Consider the following 16,804-nt stretch of genomic DNA (forward strand, 5'->3'; position numbering starts at 1 on the left):
GGCATACCATGTCCCAGCAGCCAACCGTGACCCACTTCTTCGACGAGCCGACCAACACCTTCAGCTATGTGGTGCAGGATCCCGCTAGTAAGGCCTGCGCGATCCTCGATTCGGTTCTCGACTTCGACTACGCCGCCGGGCGCACCGACGTGCGCTCCGCCGATGCGATCATCGCCTTCGTGCGCGACAACGGCCTCGAGGTGGAGTGGATCCTCGAGACTCATGTCCACGCCGACCACCTCTCCGCCGCGCCCTACCTGCACGAGGCGCTGGGCGGCAAGACCGGCATCGGCGCCAAGATCACCGTGGTGCAGGACGTCTTCGGCAAGGCCTTCAATGCAGGCACTGAGTTCGCCCGCGACGGCAGCCAGTTCGATCGCCTCTTCGAGGAGGGCGACACCTTCACCATCGGCCACCTGGAAGGGCGAGTCCTGCACACCCCAGGCCACACCCCGGCCTGCCTGACCTACGTGATCGGCGATGCCGCCTTCGTCGGCGACACCCTGTTCATGCCCGACTACGGCACCGCGCGCTGCGACTTCCCGGGCGGCGATGCCCGCACCCTCTACCGCTCCATCCAGAAGGTGCTGGCGCTTCCCGGCGAGACCCGGCTCTTCCTGTGCCATGACTACAAGGCGCCGGATCGCGAGGAGTACCAGCACGAGACTAGCGTGGCCGAGCAGCGCGCCCACAACGTCCACGTCCACGAGGGCATCGGCGAGGACGAGTTCGTGAAGATGCGCACCGAGCGCGACGCCACCCTCGGCATGCCCCGGCTGATCCTGCCATCGGTGCAGGTCAACATGCGCGCCGGTCACATGCCGCCGCCCGAGGACAACGGTCAGGTGTATCTCAAGGTGCCGATCAACAAGTTCTAACCCTGATTCGGCCCGTTCAATGCCATTCCGCGGAGGAGTGCCCATGCAGATCCATGAACTCGAACCTGGCTTCGCCATTACCAATGCCGTGACGCCCGCCGATCTCGACGAGGTCGCCCGTCGCGGCTTCCGCTCGGTGATCTGCAACCGCCGTCCCGGCGAGGCCGATGACCACCCCGACGACCGCGCCCTGCGCGAGCGGGCCGAGGCCCTGGGCCTGGCCTGGCGGACCATTCCGGTAGCCCCCGGGGAGTATGGCGAGGCGGACATCGAGGCCTTTGGCCGCGCCCTGGACGAACTGCCGACCCCGATCCTGGCGTTCTGCCGCACCGGGCGGCGAGCCGTGCATCTCTGGGCCCAGTCCCGGGCCCGGGAACCCGGTTGCGACATTCCGGCGCTGCTGGCGGCGGCCCACGGTGCCGGCCATGACCCCCAGCCGATCCGCGAGATGCTGGACGCCTGACGGCGCCTGCCACAACAACGACAATCCGCCCTTGGAGCCATGTCATGCCTCATTCGACCCCACAGACCTCGTCCCGCCGACACGACGTCGTCGTGATCGGCGGCGGCGCAGCGGGCATCGCCGTGACCGCGAGCCTGCTGAAGCGCTGCGATGATCTGGATATCGCCATCGTCGAGCCCGCCGAGATGCATAATTACCAGCCTGGCTGGACCCTGGTGGGCGGCGGCGTCTTTTCAGCCGCCATCACCCGCCGTCCCATGGCCGACGTCATCCCGGAGAAGGCGACCTGGTACGCGGTCCATGCCCAGCGGGTGGACCCCGCGGCCAAGGAGGTGGTGCTGGGCGACGGCCGGCGGCTCGGCTATACCCGCCTGGTCGTGGCGCCGGGGCTGGTGATCGATTGGGGCGCCATCGAGGGCCTGGAAGCGACGCTCGGCCAGCACGGCGTGACCTCCAATTACCGCTTCGATCTGGCGCCCTATACCTGGTCGCTGGTGCAGTCGCTGGGGCAGGGCCGGGCGCTGTTCACCCAGCCGTCCATGCCCATCAAGTGCGCCGGCGCCCCGCAGAAGGCCATGTACCTGTCCTGCGATCACTGGCGGCGTCAGGGCCGCTTGGGCGAGATCGAGGTGAGTTTCTGCAACGCCGGCGGAGTGTTGTTCGGTGTGCCCGACTATGTGCCGGCGCTGGAGCGCTACATCGATCGCTATGGGATCGAGACGGCCTTCGGCCATCGTCTGGTGGCGGTGGAGGGGCCGTCGCGCACGGCGCGTTTCGCCGTGAACGATGCCGAGGGCGAGCGCGAAGTGGAGAGAGGCTTCGACATGCTGCACGTGGTACCGCCGCAGAAGGCGCCGGCCTTTATCGCCGAATCGGGGCTCGCCAATGCCGGCGGCTGGCTGGACCTGGACCCCGAGACCCTGCAGCACGTCCGTCATCCGACGGTGTTCGGCCTGGGCGATGCCAGCGGCACGGCCAACGCCAAGACCACCGCGGCGGTGCGCAAGCAGGCGCCGGTGGTGGCCGAGAACCTGTTGGCCTCCCTGGACGACAACCCCCTGCCGGCAGGGTATCTGGGCTACGGCTCTTGCCCGCTGACCGTGGAGCGGGGACGCATCGTGCTGGCCGAGTTCGGCTACGGCGGCCAGTTGCAGCCCACCTTCCCGCGCTGGGTCAACGATGGCACCCAGGCGACCCGGCGGGCCTGGTGGCTCAAGGCCAAGCAACTGCCCTGGCTTTACTGGAACGGCATGCTCAAGGGACACGAATGGCTGGCCCGGCCAGCCCGGCGCCATGCCGAGCGAGACGACACCCAGACCGCGAGAGGCTGATGATTCCTTCACGCTGGATTCCCCTGATCGGTTGGCTGCACGGCTACCAGCGCGACATCCTGGCTCGTGACCTGCTGGCGGCGGTGATCGTCACCCTGATGCTGGTGCCCCAGGCCTTGGCCTACGCCCTGCTGGCCGGCCTGCCGCCGGAGGTGGGGCTCTACGCCAGCATGCTGCCGCTGATGCTCTATGCCGTCTTCGGCACCAGCGCCACCCTGGCGGTGGGGCCGGTGGCGGTGGCCTCGCTGATGACCGCCTCGGCGCTCTCCGGCATCGCCGCCCCCGGCAGCGCCGAGTACGTGGGGGCGGCCCTGGTGCTGGCGGCGTTGTCCGGGCTGGTGCTGGTGGCCATGGGCCTGCTGCGCCTGGGGTTTCTCGCCAACTTCCTAAGCCATCCGGTGATCTCGGGCTTTGTCACCGCCTCGGGCATCCTGATCGCCGCCAGCCAGCTGCGCCATATCCTCGGGGTGGACGCGTCCGGCCATAACCTGGTGGAACTGGTCACCGCCCTGGTGTCGCAGCTGGGGCAGGTCGACCCGGTCACCTTGGCCATCGGTGGCGGGGTCTGGGGCTATCTGCTGCTATGCCGGCGGCATCTCAAGGAGGGGCTGCGGCGCCTGGGGTTGTCCACCACGGCCGCGGATCTGGTGGCCAAGGCCGCCCCGGTCTCGGCGGTGATCGTCACTACCTTGCTGGCCTGGGGCCTGGGGCTCGGCGAACGCGGCGTCGCCCTGGTCGGGGAGGTGCCAAGCGGCCTGCCCAGCCTGGCCCTGCCGAGCCTCGACACGGGGCTGTGGTCGAGCCTCGCGCCCGCGGCGGTGTTGATCAGCCTGGTGGGCTTCGTGGAGTCGGTGTCGGTGGCCCAGACCCTGGCCGCCAAGCGTCGCCAGCGCATCGACCCCAACCAGGAGCTGATCGCGTTGGGCCTGGCCAATCTCGGTGCCGGCACCAGCGGCGGCTCGCCGGTGTCCGGCGGCTTCTCCCGCTCGGTGGTCAACTTCGAGGCCGGCGCCGCCACCCCCCTGGCCGGCGCCTTCACGGCGCTGGGTATCGCGGTGGCGACCCTCACCCTGACCACTCCGCTGGCCTACCTGCCCAAGGCCACGCTTGCCGCCACCATCATCGTCGCCGTGGCCACCCTGATCGACCTGCGCGCCATCAAGCGCACCTGGGCCTACTCCCGGGCCGACGGCGTGGCGATGCTGGCGACCCTGGCGCTGACCCTGGTCCACGGTGTGGAGAGCGGCATCCTGGGGGGCGTCGTGCTGTCGCTGGGCCTGCACCTGTATCGCACCAGCCGCCCGCACAGCGCCGTGGTGGGCCGGGTGCCCGGCAGCGAACACTTCCGCAACGTGCGCCGCCACGCGGTGGAGACCGACGAGCGCCTGGCCATCCTGCGCGTCGACGAGAGCCTCTACTTTGCCAATGCCCGTTACCTGGAGGACACCGTCATGGCCCTGGCGGCCCGCCAGCCGGGCCTGGCCCATATCGTGCTGGCCTGCCAGGCGGTCAACGTCATCGACGCCTCGGCGCTGGAGAGCCTGGAAGCCATCAACAGTCGGCTGAAGGACGCCGGTGTCTGCCTCCACCTGGCCGAGGTCAAGGGGCCAGTAATGGATCGTCTGGAGCACACCGAATTTTGCCGCGAGATAACCGGCAGGGTGTTTCTGAGCACCTATGACGCTTGGCAGGCGCTGCACGGCCAGGACGACGGCCAGCTGTCACAGCAGTGCCCCGTGACTGAGGCGAGTACAGCTCGCTGATTCATTAGTTCTGGTATGGAGCCTGGGGGCGGGCGATGCGCTGGCGCTTATCGCCCCTACACATCCGCTCTGCATCAGGGGCGGTACATGCCAGATGGCGACGATCGGATTTACTTGCGGCATCTACACCGGAGGAAAGCGAGAAAATGGACTGGAGTTCATCCCTGCAGGGACTGGCCGGCGGCGTGCTGATCGGCCTATCCGCCACCTGGCTGATGGTCACCATCGGCCGTATCGCCGGGGTCAGCGGCATCATCGGCACCTTGGTCACCGCCCGGCCCAAGGGCGATAGCGCCTGGCGCCTGGCCTTCCTGCTCGGCTTGATCTGCGGCCCCGTCGTGGTGATGCTGCTCGGCAGGGGACTCGGCAACGTTGCCGGTGCCGGCGTCGACGTGACGGGCGAGGTGATCGGCGAGCCCGCCGGCGGCGTCGCCCTGATGCTCGTCGCCGGACTGCTGGTGGGCGTCGGCACCGGCATCGGCAGTGGTTGCACCAGCGGCCACGGCGTGTGCGGCCTGGCTCGGTTGTCGCCGCGTTCCATGGTCGCCACCCTGACCTTCCTGGTGGCGGCGATCGTCACCGTCTTCGTGGTCCGGCATCTGATCGGAGGTGGGGCATGAGATTCCTGATGGCCTACATTGCCGGGCTGCTGTTCGGCCTCGGTCTGGCCGTGTCCGGCATGACCGACCCGGCCCGGGTGCTGGGCTTCCTCGATCTCTTCGGTGCCTGGGACCCGACCCTGATCTTCGTGCTTGGCGGCGCTGTGGTCACCAACTTCTTCGGTTACCGGCTGGCCATGCGTCGGCCCAACCCCTTGTTCGCCGGGGCCTTCCAGGTGCCCACCCGGCGCGACCTGGACGGCCGTCTGATCGGCGGTGCGGCGCTGTTCGGCATCGGCTGGGGGCTGTCCGGCTACTGTCCCGGCCCGGCCTTCGCCTCCGTAGTCGGGCTCACCACCCCGCTGGCCGCCATGCTCATCGCCATGATCGTCGGTTGGTTCCTGGCCCGGGCCTTGCCCCCAGCGCGGCTAACGTAGGGTGGGTAAGCGAGCCTGCGAGCGCACCCACCATCCTGCCCAGAGGGAACCGGTAGATGCGCTGTCGCTTATCTCCCCTACGGCTGCGAGCCACGAGCTGCGAGCTCAAGGCCGGATAAGCGAGCCGGCGAGCGCACCCGGCAGATCGCGTCAGGGCCGCGGCCCCAGGACCTCGACCATCCGCTCGTCGTCGGGCAGGCCCTGGGCCGTCGCAAGGCGACCATCGTCGCGGTAGACCAGCCCCGGCGTGGCATAGAGGCCGAGATTCTCCATCAGGGCGTGGTTCTCCTGCAGCCTGACTTCCTGCTGACGAGGCAGCGTCGCCAAGGGGGGAATGGCGTCGCCTTGTTCGTGGGCGGCCAAGGCCGCGGCGGGATCCTCGGCGGCCAGTAGCGAGATGGCCAGGCGCGGGCTGTCGCGTTCGAGGATGCCGACCATGACATGGCGCAGCTGGACCTCGCCAGCCGCGATCCAGGGCCGGGCGGCCTGCCAGAACCGCCGACAATAGGGACAGTTGGGGTCGGTGAAGACATAGACGATCCGCTTCGCGTCGTCGCGGCCGTCGGCGATCCAGGCGCTGTCCTCCAGGGCCTGCCAGGTCTCGGCCTCCTGGGAGGCGCGAACCAGGCGTTCGAGGGGCGCCGCCGACAGGTTGTTCCCCTCGGCGTCCACGAGGTTACCGATCACGGCATGTTCGCCGTCGGCGGTGACGAAGACGGTCATCGCCTGGCCGTTGGCGCTGGCGGCGTAGCCGTCGAGCCCGCCCGGGGCCGCGAAGCGACCATGGACCGTCAATCCCTGGGTCTCCAGGGCCTGGAGGGGCGCCGGCCGCGACTCGGCAAGGGCGGCGAGCGACAGGGGGAGGGCGGCCAAGGCCAGCAGGCCGGCGGCAGGGAGGGAGGGCAAACGCATGTCGGGCTTCCTTTCGCTCGGGGGGTAAGGGACGATCCTGCCATGTGAGCCTCGGCGGCGCATTACTCGCCCCGGTGCCACCGGGGCGGGATGTCGCACCGGCCTCCCGCGACCTGCCCGAAGGCGATACGCTGAGGGCGGTCAAGGAGCATCACGATGCCCGGCTGTCCAATTTTACCCCTGGAGTGTGCCACTATGCGGCTGTCCCGCGCCTCTACCGTCTCTCTCGCCTCTCTGGCACTCGGTCTCACCGGCCAGGTCGTGCTCGCCCAGTCACTGATTGTCGACGAGGCCCGGGTGCGGGCGGTGCCGCCCGGCTCGCCGGCCACCGCGGCCTTCATGGAGCTGACCAACCCGGGCGAGGTGGATCTTGCTGTGGTGGGGGCCTCCTCGCCCCTGGCGGGAACCCTGGAGCTTCATCGCCACGCCATGGAGGAAGGGGTCATGCAGATGCGCCGGGTGGCGGCGATCCCGGTGCCGGCGGGGGAAACCACCCGCCTGGCACCCGGCGGCTGGCACCTGATGATGTTCGAACTGACCACTACTCCGGCTGAGGGCGAAAATGTCGAGCTCACCCTGAGCCTGGACAACGGCGAGCGCCTGACCCTTCAGGTACCGGTCAGACGGGTGCAGCCGATGGGCATGCAGGAGGAGGACAAGCATTCGCCCAGGGCCGAGGCCACCTCTCGGTAAGGGATCCCCGGGAAGCCGTCGTCGCTGGGCGCTGTCGACTCGACCCGTTACACTATGCTGACCATCCCGTCCTGCGAAGTGGAATGTCCGCCATGCACTGCCCCTTCTGTGGCGCCAATGATACGCGCGTGACCGATTCCCGCCTGGTGGCCGAGGGCGATCAGGTGCGTCGGCGACGCCAGTGCGCGGCCTGCGGCGAGCGCTTCACCACCTACGAGACCGCCGAGCTGGTGATGCCGCGGGTGATCAAGTCCGATGGTTCCCGAGAGCCGTTCGACGAGGCCAAGCTGCGGGCCGGCATGCTGCGGGCGCTGGAGAAACGACCGGTCAGTGCCGAGTCCATCGAGGCCGCCGTCGAGCGCATCCGTCAGACCCTGCGTGCCCGGGGGGACCGGGAAATCCAGGCCTGTGACATCGGCAAGGAGGTCATGCAGGCCCTAAAACGTCTCGACCAGGTAGCCTATATCCGCTTCGCCTCGGTCTATCGTCGCTTCCAGGACATCGACGAGTTCCGCGCCGAAATCGATCGCCTGGCCCAGGAACCCAGCTTCCAGCCCGATTCCCCCGGAGAGGGTCGATGAGGGCGCAACAGGTTCCTGAAGCTTGGATGGCGCAGGCAGTGCGCCTGGCGCGCCGCGGCCACTACACCACCATGCCCAACCCACGGGTGGGCTGCGTGTTGGTCAAGGCCGACCGGGTGGTGGGCGAGGGCTTCCACGCGTGGGCTGGCGAACCCCACGCCGAGATCCATGCCCTGCGTGCCGCCGGCGAGGCGGCCCGTGGTGCCACCGCCTATGTCACCCTGGAGCCCTGCTCTCACCAGGGGCGGACCGGGCCCTGCGCCGTGGCGCTCGCCACCGCCGGCGTGGCCCGGGTGGTGGTGGCCATGCAGGATCCCAACCCGCAGGTGGCGGGGCAGGGAATCGCGCGGCTGCGCGAGGCCGGCATCCCGGTCCAGGTGGGCGTGCTCGAGGCCGAGGCCCGCACGCTCAACCCCGGCTTCGTGATGCGCATGGCCCGGGGGCGGCCCTTCGTGCGCATGAAGATGGCCATGAGCCTCGATGGCCGCACGGCCATGCGCTCCGGCGAGTCCCAGTGGATCACCGGCCCGCTCGCCCGCCGCGAGGTGCAGCGCCTGCGAGCCGGGTCCTGCGCCATCCTCACGGGGGTGGAATCGATCATCTTCGACAATGCCCGGCTCACCGTGCGTCCCGACCAGCTCGAGCTGCCGGACGCCGAGGCGATCGGCGTCCGGCAGCCGCTGCGGGTGGTGGTGGATTCCCGCCTGCGCTTGCCGCTGGCGGCGGCCTGCCTGCGCGAGCCCGGCCGTACCCTGGTGGCCACTCTCGAGGACCACGACGCCGAGCGCCGCGCCCGGCTCGAGGAGGCCGGCGCCGAGGTGGTGGGGGTGCCGGCCGCGCCCGACGGCCGGGTCGACCTGAGCGCCCTGCTGCACCATCTGGCCATGCGTGAGCAAGCCAACGAGGTGCTGCTGGAGACCGGGGCGACCCTGGCGGGGGCCATGCTGGCGGCCGGCTTGGTCGACGAGATGCAGCTGTTCGTGGCCCCGACCCTGCTGGGGGGCGAGGCGCGTTCGCTGTTCGAACTGCCAGGGCTGACCCGTATGGATCAGCAGAAGCCCGTGGAGATCCTCGATATCCGCGCCGTGGGTCGCGACTGGCGGATCACCGCCCGACCGCGGTAGGCGCGCTGCGAGCCACGAGCCACGAGCGGTTGATAGCCAGCCTGATAAGACAGAGGCTGCCCGAAGCCCGAAGCCCGAAGCCCGAAGCCCGAACGTCAAACTGGCGCCCGGCGCCTTGCCACGGTACCCTGACGCGGTTTCGAGGCGGGCGACGCCCGATCGCGACCCCTGTGTCGCGGCGTCGCGACAGCCGCCACGCTGAATCACTGGAGACGACATGGTGCACGCCGCCGCCGGGGGCCTGGCTCCCATCGAAGAGTTGATCGAAGACATCCGCCAGGGCCGGATGGTGATCCTCATGGACGACGAGGATCGCGAGAACGAAGGCGATATCATCATGGCCGCCGAGAAGGTCGAGGCCGCGCACATCAACTTCATGGCGCGTCATGCCCGGGGGCTGATCTGCCTGCCGATGACCCGCGAGCGCTGCGAACGCCTGCAGCTGCCGCTGATGGTGCGTGACAACGGGTCCGGCTTCGGTACCAAGTTCACACTCTCCATCGAGGCTGCCGAGGGCGTCACCACCGGCATCTCGGCCGCCGACCGGGCCCGCACGGTGCGGGCCGCCGTGGCCCGCGACGCACGTGCCTCCGACATCGTCCAGCCCGGCCATATCTTCCCGCTGATGGCCGAGCCCGGCGGCGTGCTGCGCCGGGCCGGCCATACCGAGGCGGCCTGCGACCTCTCGGCGCTGGCCGGCCTGGACCCCAGCGGCGTGATCTGCGAGATCATGAACGAGGACGGCAGCATGTCCCGCCGGCCCGAGCTCGAGCGCTTCGCCACCGAGCATGGCCTGAAGATGGGCACCATCGCCGACCTCATCCACTACCGCATCCACAACGAGCAGACCATCGAGGCGCTGGAGTCGATGCCGGTGCAGACCGCCCATGGCGAACTCACCCTGCATGTCTTCCGTGACCGTATTCAGGGCGCCCACCACCTGGCCCTGGTCAAGGGACACCCGCACCCCGGGGCCCTGACCACGGTGCGGGTGCACCTGGCCAACGCGATGCGCGACCTGCTGGCACTGCAGCAGGGCGATGATCGCCACTGGAGCGCCCAGGAGGCCATCGCCGAGGTGGCCAGGGCCGAGCACGGGGTCTTCGTGCTGCTCGACGACGGCCGGCCGCGCCAGGACTATCTCGACTACCTCGAGGTATTCCTCGAGCGGCGTCGGCCGCCGCGCACCAGTGACTCCGATGGCGCAGGCAACTATCTGACCATTGGCACCGGGTCGCAGATCCTGCGTCACCTTGGCGTCGGGAAGATGCGCCTGCTCAGCTCACCGTGGAAGTTCTCGGCGCTCTCCGGCTTCGATCTCGAAGTGGTGGAGCGCCTTGAGCCCGATGGCCAGACAGCAGACGAAGCGACCATGGAGACGAAGGGCGCCTGAGCGTCACCTTCTCGACCTCCCCGGGTCTGGCCGGCGGCCAGGCCCGCGGATTCAGCAGCACCGGATTGTTCAGGACAGGAAACCATGCAACCGATCTCTCAAGTCGAAGGCAGCTTCGTCGACGTCGATGGCCGCTACGTGATCGTGGTCGGCCGTTTCAATCACCATGTGGTGGACAGTCTGGTGGAGGGCGCCGTCGACAGCCTGGTGCGCCACGGGGTGGAGGCCGAGAACATCGACATCGTCCATGTGCCTGGCGCCTGGGAGCTGCCGCTGGCGGTCAAGCGGGTGCTTAAAGTGGTTCGCCCCGACGCGGTGATCGCTCTGGGCGCGGTGATCCGCGGCGGCACGCCACATTTCGAGTACGTGGCCGGCGGCTGCAATGCGGCCCTGGGCAACCTTCAGCTGGAGTTCGACACGCCCGTGGCCAACGGCGTGCTGACCGTCGAGTCCATCGAGCAGGCCATCGAGCGCGCCGGCACCAAGGCCGGGAACAAGGGTACCGAGGCCGCCATGGCGGCCATGGAAATGGTCTCGCTGCTGCGCTGCTTCGGTGAAGACAGCGGGGGTGAATCATGAGTGCCGGTCATCCGCGAACCCCTTCCCGGGCCCAACAGTCGCGGCATGCGGCTCGCGAGCTGGCGGTCCAGGGCCTCTACCAGTGGCAGATGACCGGCAAGTCAATCACCACCGTGGAGGCGGAGTTCCGCAGCCAGGTGGCCGACGATGACCTGGAGGATCACGAGAACTGGCACAAGGTCATGGAGATCGCCGACCTGGCGCTGTTCCATGAGTTGCTGCACAACGTGGTGCGCTTCCGCGAGGAGCTTGATGCCAGCCTCGCACCGCTGCTCGACCGCCGCCTCGAGGACCTCGATCCCATCGAGCTGGCGATCCTGAGGCTGGGCACCTATGAGCTGTCCCGGCGTCTGGAGGTACCCTATCGCGCCGTCATCAATGAGGGCGTCGAGCTGGCCAAGTCCTTCGGGGCGACCGACGGCCACAAGTATGTCAACGGCATCCTCGACAAGCTCGCCGCCAGACTGCGCGGCGCCGAGGTCTCCGCCCGTCGCCGTTGACCCCGGGGGTCCGATGCAAGGCGAATTCGAGCTGATCTCCCGTTTCTTTACCCCCATGCCACCGGGGCCGGCGGCCGGGGTGGCCCTGGGAGTGGGCGATGATGCCACGCTGCTGGTCCCCACGCCGGGGGAGCGGCTGGCGGTCAGCGTCGACACCTCGGTGGCCGGGGTGCATTTCCCCGAGGACGCCCCGGCGGAAGCCATTGGCCACCGGGCCCTGGCGGTCAGCCTCAGTGACCTGGCCGCCATGGGCGCCCGGGCCCGCTGGTGCCTGATGTCACTGACCCTGCCCGAGGCCGATGACGCCTGGCTGGCGGCTTTCGCCCGCGGCTTCCATGCGCTTTGCGAGGCCACCGGCACCACCCTGGTGGGCGGGGACGTCACTCGCGGCCAGTTGGCCATCGGGGTCACCGTGATGGGCGAGGTGTCGCCGGCGGATGCCCTGGTCCGCGGCGGTGCCCGCCCTGGCGATCGGCTAGCGGTGACCGGCGCCCTGGGCGGCGGTGCCGGCGGGCTGGCGCTCTGGCAGCGCGGTATACACGACCTCGACCACCCGCTGCTCGCCCGTTACCTGCGTCCGCTGCCGCGCCTGGCGGCGGGGCTCGCCCTGCGGGGGCTCGCCAGCGCGGCCATCGATATCTCCGATGGCCTGCTGGCGGACCTGGGCCATGTCCTGGAGGCGTCCGGTGTGGGGGCCGACCTGAACGCGGAGATGCTGCCGCTGGCCGAAGGGCTGGCCGAGGCGCTGGGCGATGAGGCGGCCCGCCATGCCGCCCTCTGCGGTGGGGATGACTACGAGTTGCTGGTCAGTCTGCCGCCGTCGCGCCTCGCCGAGGCGCGACGGCGCCTCGCCGACCTGGGCCTTTCCCTTAGCCTGGTCGGTCGGATCACGGCGGAGCGCGGCGTGCGCGGGGTCGCGGCTGAGGCGATGCCCGGCTGGCAGCACTTTTCCGGAGACACGCCATGAACCGTGCCCCCCAGAGCGTCTGGCACCGCCCGGTGCACTTCCTCGCTTTCGGGCTGGGCAGCGGTGCCGTGCCCTTCGCCCCGGGCACCTTCGGCACCCTGGCGGCGATTCCCTTCTACTGGCTGATGTCCGAGCTGCCACTGGGTTGGTACCTGACCGTGGTGGCGGTGACCTTCGTCTGGGGGGTCTGGCTATGTGACAAGAGCTCCCGGGACCTGGGGGTCCACGATCACTCGGGTATCGTCTGGGACGAGTTCGTCGGCTACTGGCTGACCATGACCGCCGTGCCCTTCTCCTGGGAGGCGGCCCTGTGGGGGTTTGTGGTCTTTCGAGTCTTCGATGTCTTTAAGCCCTGGCCGATCCGTTGGGCGGACCGGCGGGTGGCCGGCGGCTTCGGCATCATGATCGACGATGTGCTGGCCGCGGTGTACGGCTGGAGCACCATGCACCTGTGGTTCTGGCTCAACTGAGCTAGGCTCCCGGGGGCGGGCTACGGCAAGGGAGTGCAGGATGCGCAAGGAACGACTGATCGTGCCGGTCCTGGTGGGCCTGGCAATGGCCTGGGCCGTGGCCCAGGCCATCGCCAGCCTGCTGTTCGAGCGAGAGATGGCCCGGGCGGTCGCGGACCTGCGTGCTAGGGGTGAGCTCGCCATTACCCGCAGCCGCATCGACCGGGGCTGGTTCAGCTCCAGTGGCACCCTCTATCTACGGCCGCTGCTCGGTCAGGCCTGGCGGTTTGCCCTGCCCTACGAGGCGCACCACGGGCTGCTCAGCACTCGGGTCGATGGGCGGCTGGAGCTCTATCTGGGGGCCGAGCAGGTTCCCCTGTTCGGCGAGATCCTGCCGTCGACCTCCCCGCCGCGCTGGCAGGCCCGTCACCATGTCCTCACCGAGACCCTGGCCGGGGAGCTCAGGCTCTCACCTTTCCTGCTGCGTCAAGGCGAACGCGCGCTCGCCTTCAGCGGCGCGGACATCTCCGTCGATGGGATCTATGGCGATTGGCGCCTCCAGGCGAGGCTCGATCATGTGCGCCTAGTGGATGGTGAGATGTCGCTGGCAGCGGGGCCGATCGCCCTGGAGAGCCGTTATACCTATACCACCGGGGCGGAGCACTTCACCCAGCAGGACCGGCTCGAGGTCGAGCGGCTGGCCTGGCGCTCGCCGGCCCTATCACTGGATGGTGAGGGACTGGTCCTGCACAGCGAGACGACCCTGGACGAGCAGGAGCTTCGGATACGCAGCGAGTTGACCCTCGGGAAACTGGTGACCGCCGGCCAGACACTGCTCACCGGGCGTGTGGTCGGCGAGCTTTCGCGGGTCAATGCCGATGCCCTGCGAGCCGCCCTGGATACGCTGGGGGAGGCGGCGGCCCGTGGGGAGGAGGTGCTGTTGATCCGCACGCGGATCGCACACCTCGAGCCGTACCTGCTCGGCATGCTGGCGGACTCTCCCCGGCTGGACCTGCACGAGATCGCGCTGGACAGTCCGATGCTCGGCCTGAAGGCCCGGGGAGAGGGCACCCTGATCTTCGACGCCCGGCACCTGGAAGCGCTGGACCCGCTGGCCCTGGACGAGCCGGCCGAGCAGGCACAGTGGCTGGCACGCCTGGACGGTGATGCCGTCTGGCGGGAACTACCACCCGCGGTGGCCCTGTGGTTGGGGCTCCCGCTGGATACCGGTGAACTGCAGATCGACGTGGCCGGAGGCAAGGTCTATCTCAACGGGCGTCCCATGCCGCGGCGGCTGCTGCCACAAGGATGACTTGAAGTCCGGTGGGCTTGCCCGCATCCCTGAAGGCAGTCAGAGGGAGAGGCCCATGCACCAGGATGAGGAACGCATGAACGACGACAACGATCAACGGCCGGACCAGGATGTACTGGGCTGGATCCAGGCCACCGAGGACGCAGAGGATCCGAGCTTCGAGCCTCAGACCGGTGAGCATGGCCAGCACGCCGTGGTGCCGGCCAGTGACTCCCTACCCGAGCGGATCTACCTGCTGCCCATTCACAATCGACCCTTCTTTCCCGCCCAGGTCCAGCCGCTGGTGATCAACCGCCAGCGTTGGGAGGAGACCATTCGCCGCGTCGGCAACACGCCGCACCACACCGTGGGCCTGGCCTTCGTCGGCGAGACGGGGGTCGAGGAACTCGGGCACGAGGATTTCCCCGAGATCGGTACCGCGGTGAAGGTGCATCGGCTGCAGGGCGAGGAGCAGCAGCTGCAGTTCATTGCCCAGGGCATGCGGCGCTTTCGCATCCAGCGCTGGCTGTCGCGCAAGCCACCCTACCTGGTGGAGGTTAGCTATCCCCGCGAGCCGGTGGATGTGGAGGACGACGAGACCCGTGCCTACGCCATGGCCATGATCAACGGCATCAAGGAACTGTTGCCGATCAACCCGCTCTACGGCGAGGAACTCAAGCACTACCTCAACCGCTTCAGCCCCCACGAGCCGGGCCCGCTGACCGACTTCGCCGCCGCCATCACCTCGGCCAAGGGGCATGAGCTGCAGGATGTGCTGGCCACCCTGCCGGTGATGGACCGCATGCAGAAGGTGCTGCCGCTGCTGCGCAAGGAGATCGACGTCGCCCAGTTGCAGAGCGAGATCAGCGAGCAGGTCAATGCGCAGATGCAGGAGCGTCAGCGGGAGTTCTTCCTGCGTGAACAGCTCAAGGTGATCCAGCGCGAGCTGGGCATCTCCAAGGACGACCGCGAGAACGATGTCGATACCTTCCGGGGGCGGCTCGAGGGACGCGTGGTGCCGGAACGGGTCATGGAGCGCATCGACGACGAACTCGATAAGCTCTCGGTGCTGGAGACCGGATCGCCGGAGTACGGCACCACCCGCAACTATCTGGACTGGCTCACCGCCATGCCCTGGGGGGTGCGCAGCCAGGACCAGCTCGACTTGGGGCATGCCCGTAAGGTGCTGGACCGTGACCACGATGGCCTCAAGGACGTCAAGGAGCGCATCGTCGAGTTCCTTGCCGAGGGGACATTCAAGGGCGACGTGGGCGGCTCCATCCTGCTGCTCGTCGGCCCACCCGGGGTGGGCAAGACCTCGGTGGGGCGCTCTATCGCCGAGGCCCTGGGCCGTGAATTCTATCGCTTCTCGGTGGGCGGCATGCGCGACGAGGCTGAAATCAAGGGGCACCGACGCACCTACATCGGCGCCATGCCCGGCAAGCTGGTACAGGCTATCAAGGAAGTCGAGGTCGAGAACCCGGTGATCATGCTCGACGAGGTCGACAAGATGGGGCAGTCCTTCCAGGGCGACCCGGCCTCGGCGCTGCTTGAGGTGCTCGACCCCGAGCAGAACGTCGACTTCCTCGACCACTATCTCGATGTGCGCCTGGACCTCTCCAAGGTGCTGTTCGTGTGTACCGCCAACACCCTGGACACGCTCCCACCGGCCCTGCTCGATCGCATGGAGCAGATTCGCCTTTCCGGCTACATCGCCGAGGAGAAGGTGGCCATCGCCCGGCACCACCTGTGGCCCAAGCTACTTAAGCGCGACAATATCCCCAGAAAGCGCATCAACCTCACCGAGGCGGCGCTGCGCCAAGTGATCGAGGGCTATGCCCGGGAAGCTGGGGTGCGCCAGCTCGAGAAACAGCTGCATCGCATCGTGCGCAAGGCGGCGGTCAAGCTGCTCGAGAGCGGTCAGCAGACGGTGCGTGTATCGGTGAACAACCTGGAGGACTACCTGGGCGCGCCGACCTTCCGCAAGGAGCAGGTGATGAAAGGCGAGGGCGTGGTCACCGGCCTGGCCTGGACCACCATGGGCGGAGCGACGCTCTCGGTGGAGGCCGGCAAGGTGCATGCCCTCGACCGCGGCTTCAAGCTCACCGGCCAGCTCGGCGATGTCATGAAGGAATCGGCGAGCATCGCCTACAGCTACGTGCTGGGCCATCTCAGCGAGTACGGCGCAGACCCCGACTTCTTCGACTCCGCCTTCGTCCACCTGCATGTGCCGGAAGGCGCTACGCCCAAGGACGGCCCCTCCGCCGGGGTGACCATGACCACGGCACTGCTGTCGCTGGCCAGGCACCGTGCCATTAGCCGGCCGCTGGCGATGACCGGTGAGCTGACCCTCACCGGTCAGGTGCTGCCGGTGGGCGGCATCCGCGAGAAGGTGATCGCCGCGCGGCGCAGTGAGATCTTCGAGGTGATCCTGCCCGAGGCCAACCGCCGCGACTATGACGAGCTACCGGACTTTCTCCGTGAGGGCATGACGGTGCACTTCGCCGAGCACTATCGCGACGTGGTCGGGGTGGTGTTCGGGTAGGCCCTTCGGGCAGCGCCTAGCTGCAAGCGCCCAGCGCCCAGCTGCTCAGTGACGGGCGGCAGGTATCGAGGATGAAAACGGGAAACCCCGCCGGCTCGAATCCGGAGCGGTTTCTTGTTGACGCCAGCATTGATGGCAGCATCATTTTGCTCGGCGCTCGGCGCTCGGCGCTCGGCGCTCGGCGCTCGGCGCTCGGCGTCTGGCAAGGTCGCGTCGCCCATGCCAGAATCATCGGCCAACCTGGACACCGAGACCGTCGCGACGCCCGGGCGTCGAAGACGGCGTGATAGCAAGAGGAC

Annotated in this window: 18 protein-coding genes; 17 read left to right on the forward strand and 1 reads right to left on the reverse strand. The window is 68.5% G+C overall.

The annotated features are described in order from the left end of the window. Positions 1–8 precede the first annotated feature (8 nt). The 6 genes from FHR94_RS04140 to FHR94_RS04165 all read left to right on the forward strand — a co-directional run bounded on the left by FHR94_RS04140 (position 9) and on the right by FHR94_RS04165 (position 5,471). Positions 9–878: an MBL fold metallo-hydrolase gene (locus FHR94_RS04140; protein ID WP_183324355.1), complete on the forward strand. Its 870-nt coding sequence runs from the start codon at positions 9–11 to the stop codon at positions 876–878. Between the two features lie 43 nt (positions 879–921). Continuing rightward, positions 922–1,341, forward strand: a complete 420-nt coding sequence (locus FHR94_RS19610) for a protein tyrosine phosphatase family protein (protein ID WP_183324356.1) — start codon at positions 922–924, stop codon at positions 1,339–1,341. Between the two features lie 44 nt (positions 1,342–1,385). Beyond that, positions 1,386–2,672: an NAD(P)/FAD-dependent oxidoreductase gene (locus FHR94_RS04150; RefSeq protein ID WP_183324357.1), complete on the forward strand. Its 1,287-nt coding sequence runs from the start codon at positions 1,386–1,388 to the stop codon at positions 2,670–2,672. After that, complete coding sequence (locus FHR94_RS04155) at positions 2,672–4,435, forward strand: SulP family inorganic anion transporter (protein ID WP_183324358.1); 1,764 nt, start codon at positions 2,672–2,674, stop codon at positions 4,433–4,435. The genes FHR94_RS04150 and FHR94_RS04155 overlap by 1 nt, the downstream gene beginning before the upstream one ends. Positions 4,436–4,581: 146 nt before the next feature. Then, positions 4,582–5,055, forward strand: coding sequence for a YeeE/YedE family protein (locus tag FHR94_RS04160; RefSeq protein ID WP_221188357.1), 474 nt, complete (start codon positions 4,582–4,584; stop codon positions 5,053–5,055). Further along, complete coding sequence (locus FHR94_RS04165; protein ID WP_246389818.1) at positions 5,052–5,471, forward strand: DUF6691 family protein; 420 nt, start codon at positions 5,052–5,054, stop codon at positions 5,469–5,471. The genes FHR94_RS04160 and FHR94_RS04165 overlap by 4 nt, the downstream gene beginning before the upstream one ends. A 150-nt stretch (positions 5,472–5,621) precedes the next feature. Here FHR94_RS04165 and dsbG read toward each other — a convergent pair whose 3' ends face one another. Further along, positions 5,622–6,383, reverse strand: a complete 762-nt coding sequence (gene dsbG / locus FHR94_RS04170; protein ID WP_183324360.1) for a thiol:disulfide interchange protein DsbG — start codon at positions 6,381–6,383, stop codon at positions 5,622–5,624. A gap of 195 nt (positions 6,384–6,578) precedes the next feature. On the opposite strand from dsbG, the gene FHR94_RS04175 reads away from it, so the two are divergent. The 11 genes from FHR94_RS04175 (at position 6,579) to FHR94_RS04225 (ending at position 16,792) form a co-directional block, all read left to right on the forward strand. Further along, on the forward strand, positions 6,579–7,076 hold the full coding sequence (locus FHR94_RS04175) for a copper chaperone PCu(A)C (protein WP_183324361.1): 498 nt from the start codon (positions 6,579–6,581) through the stop codon (positions 7,074–7,076). A 92-nt stretch (positions 7,077–7,168) separates the two neighbouring features. Beyond that, a complete protein-coding gene (gene nrdR, locus FHR94_RS04180) occupies positions 7,169–7,657 on the forward strand; it encodes a transcriptional regulator NrdR (protein ID WP_183324362.1) in 489 nt (162 codons plus the stop codon). A 26-nt stretch (positions 7,658–7,683) separates the two neighbouring features. Next, complete coding sequence (gene ribD / locus FHR94_RS04185; RefSeq protein WP_246389819.1) at positions 7,684–8,781, forward strand: bifunctional diaminohydroxyphosphoribosylaminopyrimidine deaminase/5-amino-6-(5-phosphoribosylamino)uracil reductase RibD; 1,098 nt, start codon at positions 7,684–7,686, stop codon at positions 8,779–8,781. A gap of 217 nt (positions 8,782–8,998) precedes the next feature. Next, a complete protein-coding gene (ribBA, locus tag FHR94_RS04190) occupies positions 8,999–10,174 on the forward strand; it encodes a bifunctional 3,4-dihydroxy-2-butanone-4-phosphate synthase/GTP cyclohydrolase II (RefSeq protein ID WP_183324364.1) in 1,176 nt (391 codons plus the stop codon). A gap of 84 nt (positions 10,175–10,258) precedes the next feature. Further along, positions 10,259–10,753 carry a 6,7-dimethyl-8-ribityllumazine synthase gene (gene ribH, locus FHR94_RS04195; RefSeq protein ID WP_183324365.1) on the forward strand — a complete coding sequence of 165 codons (495 nt, stop codon included), beginning with the start codon at positions 10,259–10,261 and terminating at the stop codon, positions 10,751–10,753. Continuing rightward, positions 10,750–11,253, forward strand: coding sequence for a transcription antitermination factor NusB (gene nusB / locus FHR94_RS04200; protein ID WP_183324366.1), 504 nt, complete (start codon positions 10,750–10,752; stop codon positions 11,251–11,253). Before ribH ends, nusB begins: the two co-directional genes overlap by 4 nt. A gap of 13 nt (positions 11,254–11,266) precedes the next feature. After that, complete coding sequence (gene thiL / locus FHR94_RS04205) at positions 11,267–12,220, forward strand: thiamine-phosphate kinase (RefSeq protein WP_183324367.1); 954 nt, start codon at positions 11,267–11,269, stop codon at positions 12,218–12,220. Then, positions 12,217–12,690, forward strand: coding sequence for a phosphatidylglycerophosphatase A family protein (locus FHR94_RS04210; RefSeq protein ID WP_183324368.1), 474 nt, complete (start codon positions 12,217–12,219; stop codon positions 12,688–12,690). The genes thiL and FHR94_RS04210 overlap by 4 nt, the downstream gene beginning before the upstream one ends. Positions 12,691–12,730: 40 nt before the next feature. Beyond that, positions 12,731–13,981: a DUF945 family protein gene (locus FHR94_RS04215; protein WP_183324369.1), complete on the forward strand. Its 1,251-nt coding sequence runs from the start codon at positions 12,731–12,733 to the stop codon at positions 13,979–13,981. 55 nt (positions 13,982–14,036) lie between these two features. Beyond that, positions 14,037–16,505: an endopeptidase La gene (gene lon, locus FHR94_RS04220; protein ID WP_425485354.1), complete on the forward strand. Its 2,469-nt coding sequence runs from the start codon at positions 14,037–14,039 to the stop codon at positions 16,503–16,505. A gap of 71 nt (positions 16,506–16,576) precedes the next feature. Then, positions 16,577–16,792, forward strand: coding sequence for a hypothetical protein (locus tag FHR94_RS04225; RefSeq protein WP_183324370.1), 216 nt, complete (start codon positions 16,577–16,579; stop codon positions 16,790–16,792). Positions 16,793–16,804: the final 12 nt, after the last annotated feature.

The sequence above is a fragment of the Halomonas cerina genome, assembly GCF_014192215.1.
GTDB lineage: Bacteria > Pseudomonadota > Gammaproteobacteria > Pseudomonadales > Halomonadaceae > Halomonas > Halomonas cerina.

What these genes read in the sequence shown, in the direction of transcription:
- FHR94_RS04210 (WP_183324368.1), top strand. Translation starts at nt 12,217, where the DNA reads ATGAACCGTGCCCCCCAGAGCGTCTGGCACCGCCCGGTGCACTTCCTC.
- FHR94_RS04155 (WP_183324358.1), top strand. Translation starts at nt 2,672, where the DNA reads ATGATTCCTTCACGCTGGATTCCCCTGATCGGTTGGCTGCACGGCTAC.
- lon (WP_425485354.1), top strand. Translation starts at nt 14,037, where the DNA reads ATGCACCAGGATGAGGAACGCATGAACGACGACAACGATCAACGGCCG.
- FHR94_RS04225 (WP_183324370.1), top strand. Translation starts at nt 16,577, where the DNA reads ATGAAAACGGGAAACCCCGCCGGCTCGAATCCGGAGCGGTTTCTTGTT.
- FHR94_RS04140 (WP_183324355.1), top strand. Translation starts at nt 9, where the DNA reads ATGTCCCAGCAGCCAACCGTGACCCACTTCTTCGACGAGCCGACCAAC.
- nrdR (WP_183324362.1), top strand. Translation starts at nt 7,169, where the DNA reads ATGCACTGCCCCTTCTGTGGCGCCAATGATACGCGCGTGACCGATTCC.
- ribBA (WP_183324364.1), top strand. Translation starts at nt 8,999, where the DNA reads ATGGTGCACGCCGCCGCCGGGGGCCTGGCTCCCATCGAAGAGTTGATC.
- FHR94_RS04215 (WP_183324369.1), top strand. Translation starts at nt 12,731, where the DNA reads ATGCGCAAGGAACGACTGATCGTGCCGGTCCTGGTGGGCCTGGCAATG.
- FHR94_RS04160 (WP_221188357.1), top strand. Translation starts at nt 4,582, where the DNA reads ATGGACTGGAGTTCATCCCTGCAGGGACTGGCCGGCGGCGTGCTGATC.
- ribH (WP_183324365.1), top strand. Translation starts at nt 10,259, where the DNA reads ATGCAACCGATCTCTCAAGTCGAAGGCAGCTTCGTCGACGTCGATGGC.
- FHR94_RS19610 (WP_183324356.1), top strand. Translation starts at nt 922, where the DNA reads ATGCAGATCCATGAACTCGAACCTGGCTTCGCCATTACCAATGCCGTG.
- FHR94_RS04150 (WP_183324357.1), top strand. Translation starts at nt 1,386, where the DNA reads ATGCCTCATTCGACCCCACAGACCTCGTCCCGCCGACACGACGTCGTC.
- FHR94_RS04175 (WP_183324361.1), top strand. Translation starts at nt 6,579, where the DNA reads ATGCGGCTGTCCCGCGCCTCTACCGTCTCTCTCGCCTCTCTGGCACTC.
- dsbG (WP_183324360.1), bottom strand. Translation starts at nt 6,383, where the DNA reads ATGCGTTTGCCCTCCCTCCCTGCCGCCGGCCTGCTGGCCTTGGCCGCC.
- thiL (WP_183324367.1), top strand. Translation starts at nt 11,267, where the DNA reads ATGCAAGGCGAATTCGAGCTGATCTCCCGTTTCTTTACCCCCATGCCA.
- FHR94_RS04165 (WP_246389818.1), top strand. Translation starts at nt 5,052, where the DNA reads ATGAGATTCCTGATGGCCTACATTGCCGGGCTGCTGTTCGGCCTCGGT.
- nusB (WP_183324366.1), top strand. Translation starts at nt 10,750, where the DNA reads ATGAGTGCCGGTCATCCGCGAACCCCTTCCCGGGCCCAACAGTCGCGG.
- ribD (WP_246389819.1), top strand. Translation starts at nt 7,684, where the DNA reads ATGGCGCAGGCAGTGCGCCTGGCGCGCCGCGGCCACTACACCACCATG.